The organism is Brevibacillus sp. HB1.4B, from assembly GCF_013284285.1.
Classification (GTDB): Bacteria; Bacillota; Bacilli; order Brevibacillales; family Brevibacillaceae; genus Brevibacillus; species Brevibacillus porteri.
This window is the reverse complement of the sequence record NZ_JABSUT010000005.1, coordinates 304311-324082: the sequence shown is the minus strand read 5'-3', so window position 1 is coordinate 324082 and position 19772 is coordinate 304311. Positions and strand designations below refer to the sequence as shown.

General features: G+C 43.9%; 18 protein-coding genes. 5 read left to right on the top strand and 13 right to left on the bottom strand.

The genetic code is table 11. The features are described 5' to 3' along the window. Positions 1 to 7 precede the first annotated feature (7 nt). The 6 genes from HP398_RS14945 to HP398_RS14920 are packed head-to-tail and all read right to left on the bottom strand — an operon-like array spanning position 8 to position 4854. Positions 8 to 325 carry a hypothetical protein gene (locus HP398_RS14945; protein ID WP_173623068.1) on the bottom strand — a complete coding sequence of 106 codons (318 nt, stop codon included), beginning with the start codon at positions 323 to 325 and terminating at the stop codon, positions 8 to 10. A gap of 28 nt (positions 326 to 353) precedes the next feature. Further along, positions 354 to 557: a hypothetical protein gene (locus tag HP398_RS14940; RefSeq protein ID WP_173622973.1), complete on the bottom strand. Its 204-nt coding sequence runs from the start codon at positions 555 to 557 to the stop codon at positions 354 to 356. After that, complete coding sequence (locus HP398_RS14935; RefSeq protein WP_173622972.1) at positions 541 to 1074, bottom strand: Rieske (2Fe-2S) protein; 534 nt, start codon at positions 1072 to 1074, stop codon at positions 541 to 543. The genes HP398_RS14940 and HP398_RS14935 overlap by 17 nt, the downstream gene beginning before the upstream one ends. Before the next feature lie 16 nt (positions 1075 to 1090). Beyond that, positions 1091 to 1660, bottom strand: coding sequence for a 4Fe-4S dicluster domain-containing protein (locus HP398_RS14930; protein WP_173622971.1), 570 nt, complete (start codon positions 1658 to 1660; stop codon positions 1091 to 1093). Then, complete coding sequence (locus HP398_RS14925) at positions 1653 to 3827, bottom strand: molybdopterin oxidoreductase family protein (protein WP_173622970.1); 2175 nt, start codon at positions 3825 to 3827, stop codon at positions 1653 to 1655. Before HP398_RS14925 ends, HP398_RS14930 begins: the two co-directional genes overlap by 8 nt. Beyond that, positions 3814 to 4854 (bottom strand): hypothetical protein, encoded by a 1041-nt coding sequence (locus HP398_RS14920; protein ID WP_173622969.1) that lies wholly within the window; start codon positions 4852 to 4854, stop codon positions 3814 to 3816. The genes HP398_RS14925 and HP398_RS14920 overlap by 14 nt, the downstream gene beginning before the upstream one ends. 185 nt (positions 4855 to 5039) lie before the next feature. On the opposite strand from HP398_RS14920, the gene HP398_RS14915 reads away from it, so the two are divergent. Continuing rightward, positions 5040 to 5747, top strand: a complete 708-nt coding sequence (locus HP398_RS14915; protein ID WP_017251308.1) for a Crp/Fnr family transcriptional regulator — start codon at positions 5040 to 5042, stop codon at positions 5745 to 5747. A gap of 83 nt (positions 5748 to 5830) precedes the next feature. Here the strand turns inward: HP398_RS14915 and HP398_RS14910 are convergent, their stop codons facing one another. Then, positions 5831 to 7330 (bottom strand): nitrate/nitrite transporter, encoded by a 1500-nt coding sequence (locus HP398_RS14910; protein ID WP_173622968.1) that lies wholly within the window; start codon positions 7328 to 7330, stop codon positions 5831 to 5833. 145 nt (positions 7331 to 7475) lie between these two features. Between HP398_RS14910 and hcp the strand changes: the two genes are divergently transcribed. Further along, positions 7476 to 8771: a hydroxylamine reductase gene (gene hcp, locus HP398_RS14905; protein WP_173622967.1), complete on the top strand. Its 1296-nt coding sequence runs from the start codon at positions 7476 to 7478 to the stop codon at positions 8769 to 8771. A gap of 78 nt (positions 8772 to 8849) precedes the next feature. Here the strand turns inward: hcp and HP398_RS14900 are convergent, their stop codons facing one another. From HP398_RS14900 to HP398_RS14890, 3 genes are all read right to left on the bottom strand, one after another. Beyond that, a complete protein-coding gene (locus HP398_RS14900; protein ID WP_173622966.1) occupies positions 8850 to 10238 on the bottom strand; it encodes a YcdB/YcdC domain-containing protein in 1389 nt (462 codons plus the stop codon). Positions 10239 to 10489: 251 nt separating this feature from the next. Then, positions 10490 to 11560 carry a hypothetical protein gene (locus HP398_RS14895; protein WP_173622965.1) on the bottom strand — a complete coding sequence of 357 codons (1071 nt, stop codon included), beginning with the start codon at positions 11558 to 11560 and terminating at the stop codon, positions 10490 to 10492. Continuing rightward, positions 11550 to 12125 (bottom strand): sigma-70 family RNA polymerase sigma factor, encoded by a 576-nt coding sequence (locus HP398_RS14890; RefSeq protein ID WP_017251313.1) that lies wholly within the window; start codon positions 12123 to 12125, stop codon positions 11550 to 11552. The genes HP398_RS14895 and HP398_RS14890 overlap by 11 nt, the downstream gene beginning before the upstream one ends. A 263-nt stretch (positions 12126 to 12388) precedes the next feature. On the opposite strand from HP398_RS14890, the gene HP398_RS14885 reads away from it, so the two are divergent. Continuing rightward, positions 12389 to 13210: a DUF2785 domain-containing protein gene (locus HP398_RS14885; RefSeq protein WP_017251314.1), complete on the top strand. Its 822-nt coding sequence runs from the start codon at positions 12389 to 12391 to the stop codon at positions 13208 to 13210. A gap of 78 nt (positions 13211 to 13288) precedes the next feature. Here the strand turns inward: HP398_RS14885 and HP398_RS14880 are convergent, their stop codons facing one another. Next, positions 13289 to 13882, bottom strand: a complete 594-nt coding sequence (locus tag HP398_RS14880) for a YdeI/OmpD-associated family protein (protein ID WP_173622964.1) — start codon at positions 13880 to 13882, stop codon at positions 13289 to 13291. A 175-nt stretch (positions 13883 to 14057) separates the two neighbouring features. On the opposite strand from HP398_RS14880, the gene HP398_RS14875 reads away from it, so the two are divergent. Together HP398_RS14875 and HP398_RS14870 are read left to right on the top strand one after the other, a co-directional pair. After that, positions 14058 to 14900: a hypothetical protein gene (locus tag HP398_RS14875; RefSeq protein WP_254476116.1), complete on the top strand. Its 843-nt coding sequence runs from the start codon at positions 14058 to 14060 to the stop codon at positions 14898 to 14900. Positions 14901 to 15110: 210 nt separating this feature from the next. After that, positions 15111 to 16928, top strand: coding sequence for an APC family permease (locus HP398_RS14870; protein WP_017251318.1), 1818 nt, complete (start codon positions 15111 to 15113; stop codon positions 16926 to 16928). Between the two features lie 59 nt (positions 16929 to 16987). On the opposite strand, the gene HP398_RS14865 is transcribed toward HP398_RS14870, so the two are convergent. Together HP398_RS14865 and HP398_RS14860 are read right to left on the bottom strand one after the other, a co-directional pair. Beyond that, positions 16988 to 18793, bottom strand: coding sequence for an FG-GAP-like repeat-containing protein (locus HP398_RS14865; protein ID WP_371736746.1), 1806 nt, complete (start codon positions 18791 to 18793; stop codon positions 16988 to 16990). A 243-nt stretch (positions 18794 to 19036) separates the two neighbouring features. Further along, positions 19037 to 19459 (bottom strand): PLAT/LH2 domain-containing protein, encoded by a 423-nt coding sequence (locus tag HP398_RS14860; RefSeq protein ID WP_017251320.1) that lies wholly within the window; start codon positions 19457 to 19459, stop codon positions 19037 to 19039. Positions 19460 to 19772: the final 313 nt, after the last annotated feature.

The following is a 19772-nucleotide window of genomic DNA, read 5'->3' as shown; positions in this document are numbered from 1 at the left end:
GTGGGAGTTAGTTACCAAAAGAAATGCAATACGCTAGCTGTCCCCGATTGTCCCTAGCAACCATTTGAATACAGTCATCCTCTTGCGAAAAAACAACCGGTCCATTCTGGATGGGAATCGCCACAAACTGGCAAGGATTAAAATAGAGTCGCAGATGCTCCTCATCCTCCGTGATCTCCCATTTTGCCAACTGCCTTTCCAAGAGAGCCGGACTGTGTGGTTCGGCATTATCCGCCAAATCTTGAATGAGTATCCCCATCTTTTTATCCACCAAGGCAGGCAGCTCTTGGTGAAGCTCAGCAATCGTTCTCTTACTAGGATTCATGGTCACTGATCACACTCCCTTCCCCAGATTATTTCCCTTGTTCTCTTCGATCTCGCTGGTCTTTTCTAAATACCATCCATGCCAGTGGGAACAACACTACCGTTGCACCGCTGAGCAATAGCACCTCCATATATCGCTGTGCAAAATACATATTGACTGTGTACTGGGTGCAAGCAATGCTGGCGAACAAGATCAATGCTAATAGGATGACACCTCTATAGCTGCTCTTCATATCTCTTCACCCCTACAGCGTATACGGCTCCATCTTTCTCTTGAAGCACAATTTCCGGAAGTGGTCTTCTTGGGGGACCAGCGAGCGGATTACCTGTGGCGATATCAAATTTCCCATGATGACAAGGACATAGCAGCTCTTTCTCATCTCGGTCCCAAAATACCGGACAACGCAGGTGGGTACATGCATTTTGGTACGCCTTGTATTCCTTTTCCTTCACATATACGAACAACGCGCTATCATGCTCTCCTGGATAAGCAAACTCGATCGCATCTCCGGGTTTTATATCGCTGAGATTCGCGATTTTTTGTGTGGGATACGACTCGCTGGATGAACTCATCAGCTCCTTGGCAGCTAATGCCCCCCATGGTAGAGTAGATGCCGCGAAAAGCCCGGCTGCTCCTACCATTGTTTTCATAAAACTCCGTCGATCCAGACTACGCTCATTGGAACGATTGATGTTATGTGTATAATTGTCATCCTTCAACGGAATGGGGCGGGTTTTCTCGTTCTCCATAAGGTATTTCTCCCCTCTAGAATAGCTTCTGTTTGCCCTGCAGAATGCCAGGCAGGCTAATTTTCACATTGGTTTCGCCTTCCAGCACATCCGGGTCGTGGCTGGCAGTCCATTTGCCATTGGCCAAAGGAATCTGTGCCCGTTTTTCTCCCAGCTCTGCTTCCTCAATCCACTGCAAGGTGTTTGTCGGGCAAACCGAAGCGCACATCGGCGGGATTCCCTCTTTCGTACGGTCGTAGCATAGATCGCACTTGTACATGAGATTCTGTTCTTCATCAAATTTGGGAATTCCATAGGGGCAGGCAATCGTACAATTTTGGCAACCGATGCATTTCTCTACCAAAGCTGACAATACGGCCCCATTATCTGCGATTTGAATCGCCTGAGCAGGACAGCTGCGGGCACAAGCAGGATTAACACAATGGAAGCACATGAGAGGAATCGTTTGTCTGTTGATAAACGGGTCCACATCCAGTACGTAGTTTCGGTTTCGGTTGTCGTGACCTCCACACTGTGTACATGCCGCCAAGCAGCTTCGACAACCGATGCAATTGTCCATTTCGATGTATAAGACTTGTTTACCCATGGCGAACTCCTCCATGCTTGTGCTTGATGATTTTCGCGGCGCACGCTTTAAATTCAGGCATTTTGCTGTAAGGGTCCAATGCCGGATTGGTCAGCAGATTGATAGACTGCGCTTTTCCCCAATGATAAGGAACAAACACCGTATCCTCTCGAATCGCCTCGATAACTTTCACGCGGTACTGCGCCTCGCCTCTTCTCGTTTTCAGAGTAACCATCTCATCGTGTTCAATACCGTAACGTGTCGCTGTTTTTGGGTGAACCTCTAGCAGAGGATCAGGATACATGTCCTTCAAAAACGGGATTCGTCTTGTCTGGTTCCCGGACAAATAGTGGAACACAACTCGTCCCGTCGTTAACCGCAAAGGATATTCTTCATCCGGCTCCTCCGCTGGCGGACGGTAAGGCAGCGCACATATTTTGGCTTTGCCATCTGGGTGATAAAATTTTTTATCCAGGAATAAATGGGGCTGTCCCTCGTCACCCTCCTCGCGGCACGGCCAGAAAACACCATTGTTTTGATCAATTTTCTCGTAGGTGACCCCGTAGTAGTCAGCTATTCCGCCTTTGGAGACCTGACGTATTTCATTGAAAATATCCTCGGGAGACTTCAAGTGAGTAAAGAATTGTCCGCGCCCCATTCTTTTGGCGATTTCTATCTGAATCCACCAGTCAGGTTTGGATTCTTCGAACCATTCCTGTGCCTGACGATGACGAATGATGCGACCTTCGAGATTGGTAGTCGTTCCATCGTCTTCTGCCCAAGTCGTAACAGGAAGAACGACATCGGCGTATTCAGCTGATTCGGACAAGTAAAAATCGCAGCAAACCATAAAGTCCAGACTTTTCAGGGACTCTCGAACATGGTTTAGATTTGGCGCACTCACAACCGGGTTGGAGCAGAGTAAGTATAAGCTGCGTATCGTTTTATCCTTCATCAGCTGGAACATCTCATAGGCAGAGACACCTTTCTGCGGCATCTCTTCCGGGGAAATGCCCCAGGCACATGCTATTTCACGCACATGTTCAGGATTATCGAGCTTGCGGTAGCCAGGCAATTGATCGGCTTTTTGCCCGTGTTCCCGCCCCCCCTGACCGTTTCCTTGACCAGTAAGGGTTGCAACACCTGATTTTGGACGTCCTATCTTGCCTGTGACGAGCGACATGTTCGTATAGGCCGATACGTTGTCCGTCCCTTTCGACTGCTGTTCCACACCACGGCAAAACATCACAATCGCATCGGGTGCCCTCCCGAAAATGTCGGCAGCCCGCACAATCTTCTCCACCGAAACCCCTGTTATTTCGCTGACATACTCCGGTGTGAAGGTAGCAACCACTTCTTTTGTTTCTTCAAAACCATTCGTATGATTTCGAATAAAGTCTTCATCCATATGCCCATTCTTGATCAGGAGATGAACGATTCCGTTTGCCAGTGCCAAATCTGTACCGGGCCGCAGATCCAGGTGGATATCAGCTCGACGTGCCAAAGGCGTTTCCCGTGGATCGGCTACGATCAGATAACCGCCTCGATTTTGTACTTCCCAAATACGGAACATGCTGGTTGGATGACACTCTGCCGCGTTTGAACCGGCCAAAAACAAGCAGTCTGTTTGATGAATATCCGTCCAGGGAACGGTAGAACCGCGATCAATCCCCAAGCTTCGATTCAATCCTGCCGCAGCGGAGGACATACAGAAGCGGCCATTGTAGTCAATATAGCGGGTTTGCAAGGCGACCCGTGCAAACTTACCTGTGAGGTAACATTTTTCGTTCGTCATGGAAACGCCAGAGTAAACAGACAAGGTATCTTTGCCATAGTTGTGTTGCAATTCCTTGAACCTGGAAACGATCAAGTCAAGTGCTTCCTCCCAGGACGCTTCCCGAAATCCTTCCGCCGTGCCTTTTAATGATGCATCTGTTCGAATCAACGGCCGCTGTATCCGATCTGGATGGTTCACCTGCTGATAAGCCGTCACCCCTTTTGGGCACATCTTACCCAGATTGACAGGGAAATCGTACCGTGGCTCCACGCCGATAATCTTGTTCGTCGTTGTATCTACACGCAGGTTCATCCCGCATTGCATACCGCAGTAGCAGCAGTGCGTGCTGACCAATTTCTCGTTTGGATGTATCTTATTTTCAATCACTTTAAAAAATTTATCCTTTGGCATGTTGATTTGCCTCCCTGGCATTGATCTCGTGCGTAGGAACTCCTGTGAAACGGAACATCCGGTATTTTCTGCGGCACGGCAAGCAAAGTTCAGCCAAGTGGAATCCTTCTTCCATTTGAAAAGCCATTTCGTTTTTACCCAGTACATTGATCACATCTGCCGACTGTTCCGCAGAAACAAACTCATTGCTGCACACTTTGCACTTTTTCATTTCCTGCTCGCCATAGTGTTCGCGATAATTGCGTGCAAACACACTCATCGGGCGGAACGGTATGTGAGCCAGTTTTCCGAATGGCAGATAAATCAAGGTCACAATCACTGCGAATTGATGTGTGACGGATATAACCGGGTGCCCAAAGCCCCCTAAGAACATGTTGCTTGCAGTTAACATCAAGCCTGTCACACTGATAAACAGTAGCAGGTATAAAGGTAAAAAGTCGTAGACAAAGGATTGTTCAGCCCGTGCTTGCATGTTCTTGAATCTGCGATACAATGCCATGACTGCTCCACCGATGACCATAAAAGCAGTAATGTTCAACGCGTTGTAAAAGAGAAAAGCAATCCAGCCATCTGCTTGTACTGTCAGAATATCCACACCCATGAACACGACCTGATAGTAGCCGTTGTCCGTCATCGTGAAATACATCCAGCCAAAAACTAACGGAAAGGTGACAAACGCGGCCAAGATGCATCCCCATCCCAGCAAAATGTGCTGAGTCCAGCGGTACCATCCCCGATTCCAAATAAAGCGATAGATGGCCAGATGATCTACCGTTGTATTCGCCGTGCTTTTACGAAAGAGAAGTCGTAACCCCTTTTTCAAAATGACATTCGTTGGCGGGCGATCTGCCCACGCAGAAAATCGGTATAGGAAGCCACCAATAAAGACAAGAGTCCCCACCATATAGCCGTAAAGCGCCAGATCAATATGAGTGAAAAAACGTGTTCCCACGTAACTTAGGACGAACAAGCAAGCAATGATGATAAAAGCACGCTTCGCCACCTTGGAAGCAAATAGATAGTTCATACAACACCCTCCCTGCTGCTGCTCATTTTTTCCTTTCGCTTGAGGTCATTGTAGCAATGACTCGTAACCCAGGTTGTGATTTACCTCACACCCCTGCCACAATCAGGACGATTTCCTCTTCCCAAACCATCAATTTCGGATGATATAATGAGTTACCTTTGTATCCTTGCTGTAGGAGGGACCACATGACCGGAAATGGCACAACGTTTGTACAGCAGATTTCTTCCGATTTTGTGAATAGCCTTGAAACGTTTTCTGTTAGGAAAAATTTCGTTCCCGGAGCCGTTCTATTTTTGGATGGTGAAAGAGCCGATCAGCTATTCTTAATTTCGTCGGGCCAAATTAAGCTCACAAAAAACACGAACGATGGAAAAGAACTGACGCTGCAAGTATTTGGTGCAGGAGAGCTAGTCGGCGTCTCCGGGCTCTTCGAACAGGAATTGACGTACACCTCCACAGGCACCATGTTGATGGAGGGTGAGATATGGATCATCCCGCGACAAGGGTTGGAAAAAATGCTCATCAAAAACGGTCAATTTTGCGTAGACTTCCTGCGTTGGATGGGATTGATGAACAGACGGATGCAGTCTAAATTTCGGGATTTGCTACTCAATGGCAAAATCGGCGCCTTGTATTCAACGCTAATCCGCATGAGTAACACGTACGGCAAGCCACACCCCGAAGGAATCCTCATCGACCTTTCCCTTACCAATCGTGATTTGGCACAATTCATTGGCCTGACACGAGAAAGTGTCAACCGGATGCTTTCCGATCTGAAAAAACAGGACACCATTGATCTGCTTCCTCAGGGGTTTATCTTGATTAAAGACCTTGCCTATTTAAAAGAAGCCATTTTTTGTGATGACTGCCCTCCTGATATTTGCCAAATGTGAGCAAACTCTACATACATATCTACACGAAAAAAGTCCTGGACTTGTCCGTCCAAGACTTTTTTTCATAAGTGATTCAAGCTTCTTTATCCATGTCTTTGCTCCGCAAGCTCGCTGAACATGCCCGCATAGTACTCAACATCTCCTGCATCGTCCAGAATCGCGCTGATCGTTAACCATTGGAGATACTGATCCCCATTCTTCCGGCGATTCCAGATCTCTCCTTGCCAATAGCCATTCTTCTTGATCGAGTCCCACATCTTTTGATAGAAGTCGGCACCCTGTCTGCCTGATTTTAAAATATTGGGTGACTTGCCAATCACCTCATTCATCTCATAACCGGTCACTTTCGTAAAAGCATAGTTCGCACTTTTTATGACTCCGTGTGTATCGGTAATCAGTATCGCCTCTCCCGTCTTTTCCATAATGGTGGCGGCGAGCTGCAGCTTTTCTTGATAAAACATCCACATCACCAAGACCAAGCTTGCCAGTGCAAACTGCGATAAAGCCATGAAACCGATCGCGTAATGCCCCGTCAGATTAAACAGCAGCGTTAAGATCAACGGCGGGAAAAATCCTCCTAATCCCCCCATGGCAGATACGATCCCATTTACAATCCCCGCTTGTCGTGAGAAATACATCGGCACTAATTTGAACACAGCACCGTTACCAATTCCGGCACATATCGCTACCAACAAGCACCCTACCGTATACATTAAAATCGATGGCGAAAACGATAAGACAATACCAGACAAGGCGAGCCCGGCAAACACAATCATCAATGCCTTGAAGGGGTTCCACCTATCACCTAGCCATCCTCCCAATGGTCTCGCCAGTGTCGCCAAAAGAATGAACCCTGCAGTTCTCATACCTGCATCTACTTTATCCAATTGGAAATGGCTCACTAAAAAATTCGGGAGATACACGGTGAAAGCGACGAAGCAACCAAATGTAATAAAGTAGAACAAACTGATTAACCATAGCTTTTCGTTTTTGTAGACACTCTTGATCTGCTGACCAAGAGGCGTCACTACCTTCGGTTCATTTTTATCCCCCATCAAGAAGGTAAGTACAGCGAATCCCGCAAGCAATAATAGAAACATCTGTACAGTACTTGCCCATCCAAACGATTTAGCCAGAACTGGCGCTGCAAAAGTGGTTATCGCTGTACCAATATTCCCCATACCGTAGATTCCGTTTATAGAACCATGCTTCTCTTTCGGATAGTATTTAGGGAGAGACGTGACACCAACGGAAAACACCGCTCCACCTATCCCCAAAAATAGCCCGCCGATTAACAAATCTGTATAAGTGGTCGCCTGGCTAATATAAAAAACAGGAGCCAGCAGCAAGAGAAAGCTTATGCTAAATAATATTCTCGCGCCAAATCGGTTACTCCAATATCCTACGGGGATTCTCAGCAACGATCCAAGCAAGACTGGAATCGCTGTCACCCACGCCACCTCGCTTGCACTCATGGGTACGGTTTCTTTGATAAAAGGCATGAGCGATGACAGAATGACCCATACCATGAAACCGACCGTAAGACTTAACGTCTGTAACGGCAACTGCCATTTTCGTACCATAACAACACCCCTCAACTTGGGAATCTTCTTCATCCACTATGATAAGAGGCAATGTTTTTTCCCGTTGTGATTTTAATCACAGCCTCCTTCCAGGCAATCCGCTTATAATCAAAGCGAAATCTTGAATCGAAGGAGTGGATTATACATGTTTTGTTATCAATGTGAACAGACTCCATCAGGTGGTTGTAAGGTCATCGGCGTTTGTGGAAAGAATGAAGATCTTGCGAGTATTCAGGATACCATTATTTTTGCTTTAAAAGGAATTGCCGCTTATGCAACACATGCTCGTCAACTAGGCTATATCGATCCTGAAGTAGATGGGATTACACAGGAAGCTCTCTATTTTACATTGACGAATGTGAATTTTAACTTGGATGAACATTTGCAAATGGCCATGAAAGTAGGCAAAGCCGCCATCAAAGTCATGGAGCTTTTGGATCGGGCTCATACGGATCATTTCGGAGTCCCGCAGCCAATCACAGTCTCGCAAAATAAAATAGAAGGAAAGTGTGTCATTGTTACGGGGCACAATCTGTTTGCTCTCGAAGAGCTGTTAAAACAGACAGAAGGTAAAGGAATCAATGTGTATACGCATTCCGAAATGCTGCCTGCACATGGCTATCCCGAACTGAAGAAATATCCTCATTTGAAAGGTAACATCGGGAAAGCATGGTACGATCAACGTCAATTGTTCGAGAAATTTCCAGGTGCCATACTCGCTACAACAAACTGTGTGATGCCCATTCGAGGCAGCTACGCCGATCGTTTCTTTTCGTATGATATAACCGGATTGGAGAACGTGACGAAAATTGTAGATAACGATTTTGCGCCACTCATTGAAAAAGCATTGTCTCTTCCTGAGGCTTCCATCGAATCGGAACTGACATTGACGACCGGGTATCATCACAAAACGGTCCTCGGCATCGCCCCTGAAATCATTCAGGCAGTCAAGGAAGGAAAGATCAAACGCTTCTTCGTCATCGCTGGTTGTGACGCTCCTGGCAAGGGAGGCGAGTATTATCGTGAATTGGCTACGTCCTTACCGCCAGAAGCAGTCATTCTTACTACCTCCTGCGGAAAATTCCGTTTTAACGATGTAGATTTCGGCATCGTGCCAGGTACCGACATCCCAAGGTATATCGATTTGGGACAGTGCAATAACTCGGTTTCTACCATTACGATTGCAGCTGCATTAGCCGATGCCTTCGAATGTGAAGTGAACGAGCTGCCGGTAAGTATCGTTCTTTCCTGGTTTGAACAAAAAGCGGTTGCCATCCTGCTCGGTCTGTTTAGCCTGGGGATACAAGATATACGGATTGGCCCAAAATTGCCTGAGTTCATTCAGCCCGGTGTTCTGCAAGTACTACAAGACTTGTTCCATATCCAATTGATTGGTGATGCCCAAGAAGATATGAATCAAATGCTGGGAATCACTCAGTAGGCAAAATAGAAAAAACGGCTGGCAGAAGGTTAGTTGTAAGACTAACCACTGACAGCCGTTTTTTTCATTCGCGATTGCTCATTTGCTTTCTTCACGTTTTAAAAAACTGATCCATTTTCCTGTGTGTGCGTCGACAAATCCTTTATCTCCGCTGAGGCGGTAAACAAGCCGCGGTTTTGGTTCCTCTACCTCGTTAAAGTCTTTATCCGGTAGCAAGTAGTAGAGTTCGAGCGATTTTTTTGCGGCTTGCTCCGTTTTTTTCGCAAAGGCGAGGTCTACTCTCTGCATGTTATTGTCGAGAATAACGGGCGAGGGAAGCTCGTCATCCCCTATATTACTGTTGCCTGAGTACGGGTTGACAGATACTTCAAATCTTGCGTTCTTAATCAAAAGACCATTTTTCAACCATCCAAAATGCACTTTATAGTCCCGCCAATTCGTCTCCTTCCCCCTCAGACCTCCATCATACGGCTGTGGATCAAGCATATAAATATCTGCCAACTGATCACGGAGCGTCGTTTGCAGGAGATGGATTGCGCTTGCCTCCGCTTGCTCACGGGTAAAACCTCCGTCTTTCTGACTCCCCGCCTTTGGAGCTGAAGCAGAGGGCATTTCCTTCAAAATCTTGATCGGTTGCTTTGGTTTCGCCACCGCCCCTTTGCCATCGATCATCACGCCTGAGATCGCATCTACCATTTGCGGATCGGTTGGTAGGTAATCGTAGACCAACATGTATTTCTCCTCATGATCTCCACTAGAAAAACTCTTATAATACATGGTTGGCTCCGTTTTTTGTTCCAACAGCTCGCGCGCTTCCTTTTCCGATATGATTTGGCTTGCGTCAGGCAACTCCCCCTCATACCATAATCGATTGAATCGCAGAACCTTTCCGTCTCCTCGCATGGTTACAGTGATCCCATTGTCCTTAAAAGGAATACCATTCTCTACTCTCTGAAATTTAAAATAGTACGTTTCCGAATTGTTGCTCTCGAAATCGCCTTCTTCTAGCAATGTTAGCTTCGCTCGTTCCTCTAGAGGAATGACTTTTGTGAGAAACTTCATTACTCCCTCAAGAGCGATTTGCTTTCTATTCGCTGTAGCAGGGCCAGGGGCTTCGCTGTGCTCGCCATGGTATTGATATCTCAACAGATTCCCTGAGACAGGATGAATTACATACATGATACTTGATTGATCTGATTTATTCCAAATAAGGGACCACCCCGCATAGGGTATATAGTCTTCATACGGTTCGTAGTAGTTCCCATAGCCATACTCATAACCTTCGGGGATAGTCACCCATTTCTTGGCGTATTCAATAGCCTCTTGTTCTGAAAGAATCTTTTCTGATTTTTGTTCAGCTGCCTGTACCAGTGTACTCTCATCTGCAATATTGCCTAGTACGAGTAAGGATAAAAGCAAGAGAATCGACAATCGTTTCCAAAATCCTTTTGTACTCCTTTGCTTCATACACATGTTCCTCCTCTATCTATTCCCATTGATTTCATCGGATCATTGCGGATTTGATCACATTCATGTTTTTCCATTCTTTGTTAACTCTATATCAATATACATATTTTGCAAAAGATAAAGAAGCAGATTTACATCGGCTATTGCAAATCATCTGTTATGAGGACTTATTCTAAGCAGAATTCCTTTCATTTGAAACGAAAAAAGAGACGGTTTCCCGCCTCTTTTTCCTCGACCTTGCCTTGTTATTTCTACCATTCTGTTTCCGTTTTGTGTTCAATGACGCGTAGGACTTTTCGCTCAACTGCTTTCATCATTTGTTTCAGTAAATCATCGCTGATTGTTACTTTATTTTTTCCATCTTGAAGTTGTCTTTCAGCCTGTGTTTTTGCGATCACATCAATTACTTGTTGTTTCGAGATATTTTTAGATGCTGCAACCTCTACAACAGATTTCCCTTTTGCTATTTCTTCTTTTAACTCTGTCGGGCTCATTTTTAGTAAAGAAAACAGTTTTTCATCGTTTAAGAAGTTATCAGCAGTATAATCAGGTTTACCATCTCTAGAAAAATAACCTTCTACTTCCTTGTTTGATGGTGCAGGAGCTACCGGAGAAAGACTAATGGTATTACCTTGAACAAATGCTTGGTAACCCCCTCCTTCAAATCCTTCTGATCCCTTCTTGGTGTAATTCAAGATAAATGTTTTTTGATCTGGATTGTCCATTTGCTCCATGGCAACCTCGTAATCTTTGATGTTGCCATACAATTTATCAATGAGCTGATCTACCTTTGCCTGGATTTCCTGATCCGGTAAAGTAATGAGCGCCTTCTCCTTAGGCTCCCAATTCTCTTGAGTCAGGTCTTGAATCTCACCCGTAATACCGTTTGTATGAAGAGTAAGCTTTTTGCCAGTTCCTCCTTTTTCCTGCAGGACGATGCTTAGTTGGACCTTTTTGGTTGAATCACTGGAGTCTCCAAGGTAGCTCGCATCGATAATCTCAAACGATTTTGCTTCGGGAATTGCGCTGTACAACTTTTCAAGTGCTGCCTTGCCAACCTCATCAAGCTTGACTTGTTCAGAAGTCATTGGTGCTCGAGTAAGCATGTCAATCACCACAGGGGCCGCAAATGCAGCGGTTGGAATCAAAATCGCAGCAGCAACTAATCCACCAATTAAACGTTTTTTCATCGTTATTTCGCTCCTTTTTCGTTGCAAATAGTGAGAATAGGATTGTTCTATACGTTTGGAAATGGCCGGCGGGCACTCCATCGTTTCTGCCTCTTCGTGCAGATGTTCACGGATTTTATGTTCAATAGTCATTGATCTTTTCCATCCTTTCCAGGGGGAGATTCCCGAAGTCTTTTCTAAGCGCCTGGAGGCCAGCATGATATCTGGACTTGACTGTACCCAACGGAATATCCAGCAACGTCGCAATTTCCTCAAGAGTATAGTCGTGATAAAAGCGGAAGATAATCACTGTCCGCTGTTTGTCGGTCAGTTTTCGTATGGACTGGGATATCAGTTGGTTCCTCCCATCCATCAACGCAGTATGTTCATCCCAATAAGACTCTTCCCGGGAGAAGGAACGGATCCGCTCAAAAATGCGGAATCTCCTCCAGCTCTTGACCCGAAATCTCTGCACTTGACGGATTACCAGGCCATGCAGCCAGAACTGGAAAGGACGGTTCGTATCGTAATTAGCAAGTGAGGTCCACATTTGCATATAGATTTCATTCATAACATCTTCCCGATCCTGCTTTTGATCCACCAGAAAGGAGACGGTCCGGTATACGTCCTGAAAGGTAGCATCATACATCGTATGAAATGCCTGTTCATCACCCTCTTTCATTTTTATAAGTAATTGATACATCTCTTCATTTTCCATTCAGAGGGCCCTCCTGAGTAAGCTTACACACTATATTGTCTCTCTTTCGGAAAAAGGTTCGGTCCTCTTCTTATTTTTTTTGCAAAAGGTGAGTATCCTAGGATCTCTGTGCGTGCTCGTACTGCTACATCTCACCCCACCACAGTCAGAACTGCTCATGTTTTGGAGGTTGATAACCTATTTATGTCGAAATCTAAAATGACAATAATCACTAAGTAAAGCCACAAAGTCAGTTCGAAGAATAAAGAGTGGGAGCATGTAAAATGAATGTAAAAGAAAAGCTAATATTCATAAAAGAAAATGGCTACCAAACACCATCCGATACATTTCAATTCGTAGTAGAAATGATGAATGAAATTGGTTCTTTGGATGCCACATTACGTGATGACCTCATTTATACAACCTTATCACATTGGATTCCTGGTAATTCTCTAACTGCAAATGAACTAGAACAACTGATACCAATCATTCTAGATAAAAACCATTTGCTTTTTAAGCTTGGTGAAACAAATACAGACTCTGTCTTTACCCGCTCTTTCTCTATGCTAGTCATCCCCCTACTCCTCATGCGGCATAGAGAATCACCCTTTCTCTCCAGAGAGAACATCCATGCGATAAAAGAGAAAGTATTTTTCAACGTACGTGAAGAGCGAGATTACCGAGGATATGATGAAGAAAAAGGTTGGGCTCATGCCATAGCCCATGCAGCGGATGCATTAGATGATTTAGCTCAATGTTCCGAGTTGGATAAAAGTGACCTCATCACCATCCTCGATTTGGTTTACGAAAAGATGACCATAACCGATCGAATTTACTCCGATGGGGAAGATGAGAGAATGGTAACAGCCATTGTTAGTATTCTGAATAGAAAAATGCTTAGCCAGAGTTATGTAGAGCAATGGATTCAAAGTTTTGGAGATGTAGATAAGAGTTCCGAATTTCTGCCTGCCTTTAAACAAAAAATCAATAGAAAGAATTTTTTGAAGAGCTTGTACTTTCGTTTGAAATTTTACAAAGGAGATGCCGATCTCTGCCCAACCATCGAGCAGACATTATATAAAATAGAAAAAGTATACTATTCCTGATAGAGGAATGAAACGAATACAAAAACAAAAAAGAGGCGGTTCTCCCGCCTCTTCTTCACCATTTCCTCATCAAATATACTAATCATTTAATCCCTTTCCATCGAGAATTTGCTGCATGCATTTTTCAACCCTTGATTCTCGCGTTTTGGCTTGTTTGGGTGCTGAAAAATGAAGAATGTAGGCTCTTTGCCGTCCCGGAGTCAATGCTTCAAAAGCAGTTTTCAAGGTAGGGATTTCATCCATTTTCATTTGCAATTCTTCAGGAATGATGTATTCTTCATGCTTTTTCAGGCTCACTTCCAAGCCAGCTTTTTCAACTTCAATGGCTTCCTGAACATAGGCCTTCAAAATAGCTTCCATTTCCATGATTTCGTCCACATTGGTGAACCGGATTTGGCGCGCGGCCTGTACATTCTCCGTTTGTTGAATGAGAATCCCATTTGGATCTTTTAACAAGGCACCTTTTTGAAACAGTAGCGCACAATATTCTTTAAATCCATGTATTAAAACAATGTTTTTTTTCTCAAACGTGTAACAAGGATGCATCCACTTAAAATCTTCAGTCAGCTCACAGTCAAGGACAATACTTCTCAACTTCTCGTATTCAGCCTTCCACGTTTTCGCCTTGCTTAAAAATTCATCAACCTTAGGATTCGTTTTACTTGTTGTCATCAAGGAACACCTCTCATCTAGTTGGTGTCATGTCAATTTTTAGTTTTGACATTATGGTATTTGTATTATTCTATCATCATGTATTCAGGTTCCTTCTTTTAAAGAATAAGCTCTATCAGATTGAGAGGTGATTGATTTGGATATCGATTTCTATAGGAAATGGGCTTGCCAAAAAATGATCGAATCGTCACAAAGCAATATGTGGGAAGGACATTGGGCGTGTGCAGTTATCGCCTTGACTGAACTCTTGGAAGAAAAACTTGTACCTGCCAAGTTAGAAGGGTTGATTCGTAAAAATCTTGATAAAATTGTGGAAGAACATGCAAACGAACAGCAGTATCGGGCAAACAACGAATACGAGGACTTTCCTGCTCAAATGATGAGACTGCTTGTCCAAAAGAACCAAACATGCCATGCGCTTGGTCATGACGTGATTTACACGTTCTATTTGCTGAGCATGCTCTCTCGTTCCGCTATTCCGGCAACTGCCGAATTGTTTGATGCCATGGGGAAAATTGTTGGTAGTTTCCAAGCATCAGGTCCTGGTTTTGTTACTGTGAATGGAGAGAATATCGTCATTGATCCTGACGGCGTACCTTATACTGGTGTAAGATTGCAGCTGACTCCGGAGACTGTGCTTGACTTACTCCATAACTTTCAGAGACCGGTGCAAATGGAGAAAGGCGATATGCAGTTGGGGCATATCCTTACGCATGGTCACGCCATTGTAGAAATGAAACAAGCTTATCGCCATGATGTACACGACAATCTCGATCCGGCCTTTTACGCAAGAATCAACCTCTTGGCTTATGCAAATACACTCGAGGAAAATCGGGTTGAATCTGAGTCGGCAGTTACGGCAAACGAGTTGAATCCATTAGAACCTTCTTACTGGGAACAGGCGTTAGCTGAAAGCAGACATGGCCATTTTTATAAATACGCGTACAGTTATCTGAGACTTTACCGTATGGCAGGGTGCAGTCCACCCGATTTTCGATTGTTTCAACGTATTCTGTGAATGACTTGTTCCGAGGAGTCATTCCTGTAAAAGGCTCCCATTACATGATTGCAACGGGTTTTGTCCAAAAGCATGAAGCTAAAGGACAAGAACCCGTTTTTTTTAGCCTACCTACTTACATAGTTGCCAATCCATGGGAAACAAAGAAATGGACTCATTTTTTTGTAGCTGTGGGAAAACTAACGAGAAATGTCAGATAGGGGAATACACATGATCTCAGAATTCAAGCGATTTTTACTCGGTAGACCTATGAAATCAAGTGAACTTGCCGAAGAAAAGTTAAATAAAGTAAAGGCTTTGGCGGTTCTTTCATCTGATGCTCTTTCTTCTGTCGCTTACGGTACAGAACAGATTCTTCTCGTGTTAATTACTTTGGGTGCAGTAGCGATGTGGTACTCTATCCCCATCTCCATTGCGGTTGTTGGTCTTTTAACCATACTCATTTTGTCTTACCGTCAAACCATCTTTGCTTATACAACAGGTGGTGGAGCATACATTGTCGCAAAGGACAATTTAGGAACTACTACTGGACTGGTTGCAGGTGGCTCTTTGCTCGTGGACTACATTCTAACGGTTGCTGTTAGTACGTCTGCTTCTACAGACGCTATTACCTCGGCATTTCCAGTGCTACATGAACATCGCGTTCTACTTGCCTTGTTCATGATTGCAATCGTTACGATATTAAATTTACGTGGAATAACAGAATCGGCAACGATTTTAATGTACCCTGTTTATTTGTTTGTTGTCGCTATCCTCGTCTTAATTATTGGCGGCGGTTTTCAATGGTTGGCTGGAAATGTTCAAGCCCATCCCCCAGAATATGGGACAGTTGTTCCGGGAATAACTTTATTCCTGCTATTGAGAGCGTTTAGTTCAGGGTGTTCGGCATTAACAGGGGTAGAAGCCGTATCCAATGCAATTCCCAACTTCAGGGACCCAGCACCGAAAAATGCAGCATTAACGCTTATCATAATGGGGCTTATCCTCGGTGTTATGTTCATGGGCATTAGCCTGTTGGCTTATTTGTTTGGTATTTCACCGAATCCAAAGGAAACGGTGGTATCTCAAATTGCTTCTGCTGTTTTTGGACGAGGAATCGTGTATTACTCGATTCAGGCTGTTACAGCCCTTATTTTATTCCTGGCTGCTAATACTGCTTTTGCAGCCTTTCCTTTACTCGCCTTTATGTTAGCCAAAGACAGATTTATGCCAAACATGTTCATGGTTCGGGGAGATCGTCTTGGGTTTTCAAACGGAATTATTTTCTTGGCTATTCTTTCAGCACTATTAGTGATTGCTTTTAAAGGAGAAACGGAAAACTTAATCCCTTTATATGCCCTTGGGGTTTTTATCCCGTTTACCTTGTCTCAAGCCGGAATGATGAAACGCTGGATTTCCAAAAAGCCCCCAGGGTGGCTACTACCTTTTGTTATCAATACGTTAGGAATGCTAACGACCCTTACCATTTGCCTCATCTTTTTGATTACAAAACTCTCTCAGGTTTGGCCGATTTTTATTTTCCTTCCTATCGTCATTTTCATCTTTAGGAAGATCAATCAGCATTATAGAGATTTAGCAAATGAGTTACGACTTGATATGGAAACAGACAAACCCGAACCCAAAGGGAGTGTAATCGTTATTCCTGTGGCAGGGATTTCGCAGGTGGTGAAAAACACCATTAGTTATGCGCAATCATTGTCAGATGATATTATCGCTGTCTACGTCGGGTTCAGTGATGAAGACATGAAGAAAATGGAAGAAAAATGGGATCTCTGGAATCCCGGAGTACGTTTGATTGTCCTGCGTTCACATTATCGCAGTATCATAAGACCTTTGTTTAAGTTTATTGACACCGTTGAGTGGAAAAAGGCAGAAACGGATCATGTTACTGTCATGATTCCGCAGTTTATTACCAAGCGTTGGTGGCATAACTTACTTCATAACCAGACAAGTTTATTGATCCGCGCGTATTTATTTGCCCGCCAAGATGTAAAAATCGCTACGGTTCCATATCGCTTAAAGAAATGAAGCTTTATCCATTAAACCATAAACAACTAAGAAAACCCGTCCCTTGTAAGGAGACGGGTTCATTTTTGATTTCCTTGATCATCATGACTACGATTTAAATCCAGTATGAGCCTAAAATTAGATTGAAAGACTACCCAATCATACACTTTTTTTACTCGAATGATTTCTGGCTGAATACTGTTAGAGACTCCAGAAGTGACGGTAACCACAAAGCTACAAGAGGCCATATTTCCTGACTGATCTCTGGCTGTGCAGGTGAGCATCGTCATTCCTACAGGAAAGTCCATGGTAAAGGTTGCAACTGCAATTGGGGCAGGAGGAGAAAAGGACCGTGTGATCCCATGACAGGTAATAGAGGTTACCCCACAAGTATCAGTGGCAGTGACTTCATAGGTAACAGTAGCGGACGTTTGCCCAGGTAAAACAGGGACTGTGATATCCTCAGGGCAATTGATGGTTGGAGGCTCGTCAATAACCGTGATAGTAAATGAACATACTTCCGTATTCCCAAATATATCTTGTGCCGTACAGGTGACAACAGTGTCTCCCACTGGAAAAAGGGAGCCAGAAGGCGGAGAACAGGTAACAGTGACTCCGGGGCAGGTGGCAACAGGTGTTGGATAGTTTACGATAGGGCAGGGTACAACCATGTCAGGCGGGCAGGTTGGTGGCTGAACGCAGCCATTTAGCAAAACAGAAACATTGCTCGAATCCTCGTTTGCAGTAGCAATGTCAACTCTTCCGTCTCCGTTAAAATCAGCTACTGTAATGCTGAAAGGACCTGCTCCTGTAGGGAACTGAAAGGGAGTCGAGAAGCCTCCTGACCCGTTGTTTATGAGTACAGAAACGTTATCGGAACCCGCATTTGGGGTAGCCAAATCAATGACTCCATCACAATTAAAGTCAGCCGCTGTTATATCAAAAGGAAATGCATTAGCGCCCAAGGTAAAGGGACTTCCTGCTGCTTCTGTAAAAGAACCGAATCCATCGTTTAGAAAGACGGTTACATTACTCGTAGCAATATTCCCGACAGCAATATCGATAGACCCATCACCATTTAAATCAGCAGCTACAAGGCTAATGGGGGATGATCCCCCTGGAAGTACAGAGAAACTCACTCCAGGAGTTTGGAACGTACCGTTCCCATTCCCACTAAATATAGTTATATCATTCGTGTCTCGATTGGCAGTGGCCAGATCAAGTCTCCCATCTCCATTAAAGTCAGCCGCTACAATATCAAAAGGGGCCAAACCAGGATTAGTGTCAAATGGACTCCCTGGCGCCATGGTAAATACACCTGATCCATTATTCAACAAGACAGTAATGAAACTAGTTCCTGTAATTTGGCCTACATTTGCTATAGCTAAGTCCACACCGTTTACACCATCAAAGTCACCTGTAGCAATTGCAAAAGATTGCGAAACAGCAGGAAACACACCTGTACTATAAGCTACAGGTGCAGCAAAAGTGCCATCCCCGTTATTCAAAAGGATAAAAACTCGGTCATTGGGAGTTTGATCCGTTACAGCCAAATCAATGAAGCCATCTCCATTAAAATCTGCTGCTGCAATTTGCCCTAATAAAGACCCAGGGAACAAAGTATTGAACGGTATCGTTTGCGATACGGAAAACACGCCGGACCCATTGTTGACAAGAATAGAAACATCGTTGGACCCAATATCCACTACAGCCAGGTCTATTAAACCGTCTCCATTAAAATCTGCAGAAGTAATGCTGGAAGGAGATGTTCCTCCCGTATTATATTCGACTAAGGGTTGAAAAAATGGGCAGGCCAATTTGGATTCACCCTTTCTTACAGGAATACAGGCAGCCATTCCCTGATCGAAATGCTTCACGCCAAACACCAATAAAGGCTAAAAAATGCACGTGGTGCATACTATGCAAATGCCCTTGATCATGATATTGCTGTTGAGGCATGAATGTGAATTTAATAAAACAAATGAAGAGGCGGTTTCCCGCCCCTCTAACTTGTATGATCAATCCCAAGCAAACCTTTGCTCTTTCTGCGAGTCACCGTACATTTACTAATGTAACTACAGCAGTGTTGCCCAGACTAATAGCTGAGCAACAGGGGCTTGACCAATATTTTAACTTAAAGGAATGTCCAGACTACCAGAATTTCCATTTAGTCCCACCCATGAATTCACCGTTTTTTTCAAATTATTCAGGATAACATATTCAACTTTCCAGTCTGACTTATGGCCATTATCATCTTGAATTAAAGTAACTGATCTAATTTCTCCAACGTCTTTTCCTGAAATGTAAAACGTTTCAAGATCACCTCGCTCAAAGCTACCATTAATCTCTCTTGTGAAAGAATCTTTTGAACCTCTTATCGTGACTTTAATATTAGCGTCAGTGCCTGAATCTTGATCATCAGATGTCTTAATTTCCAAAGTATAATTTTTCAGAGCTTGTGTGCTAGCATTTTGGGGAGCAGCAAATGAAGAAATAGGAGCTACAGATACAAGAATAGCGATAGCAGTAAATAAGGAAGCTATTTTTTTCAACGGTAAAACCTCCATATTTTGGTATTTTTTACAATATATAAATTATCACATATATAATTAATTGTAAATATTTCCAATATATATTTTTTTCATGTCTGCCTTACTACTTCTTTGGACTCCTGACTCCTCTTCCAGGGTCATCCGTTTCCTCAATAAAGCAAGACTGTCGGTAAAAAGATAAAATCATATCTTTAATTCTGAAGTCTATAGCTTGAAAATTAATATGATGACGCATTGTTTGTTATAAAAATGATCAGTGGCCATGAAAAAGAATTTTTTTTCCTCTCGAAAAGACTATGTAGCTTTGAGCAAG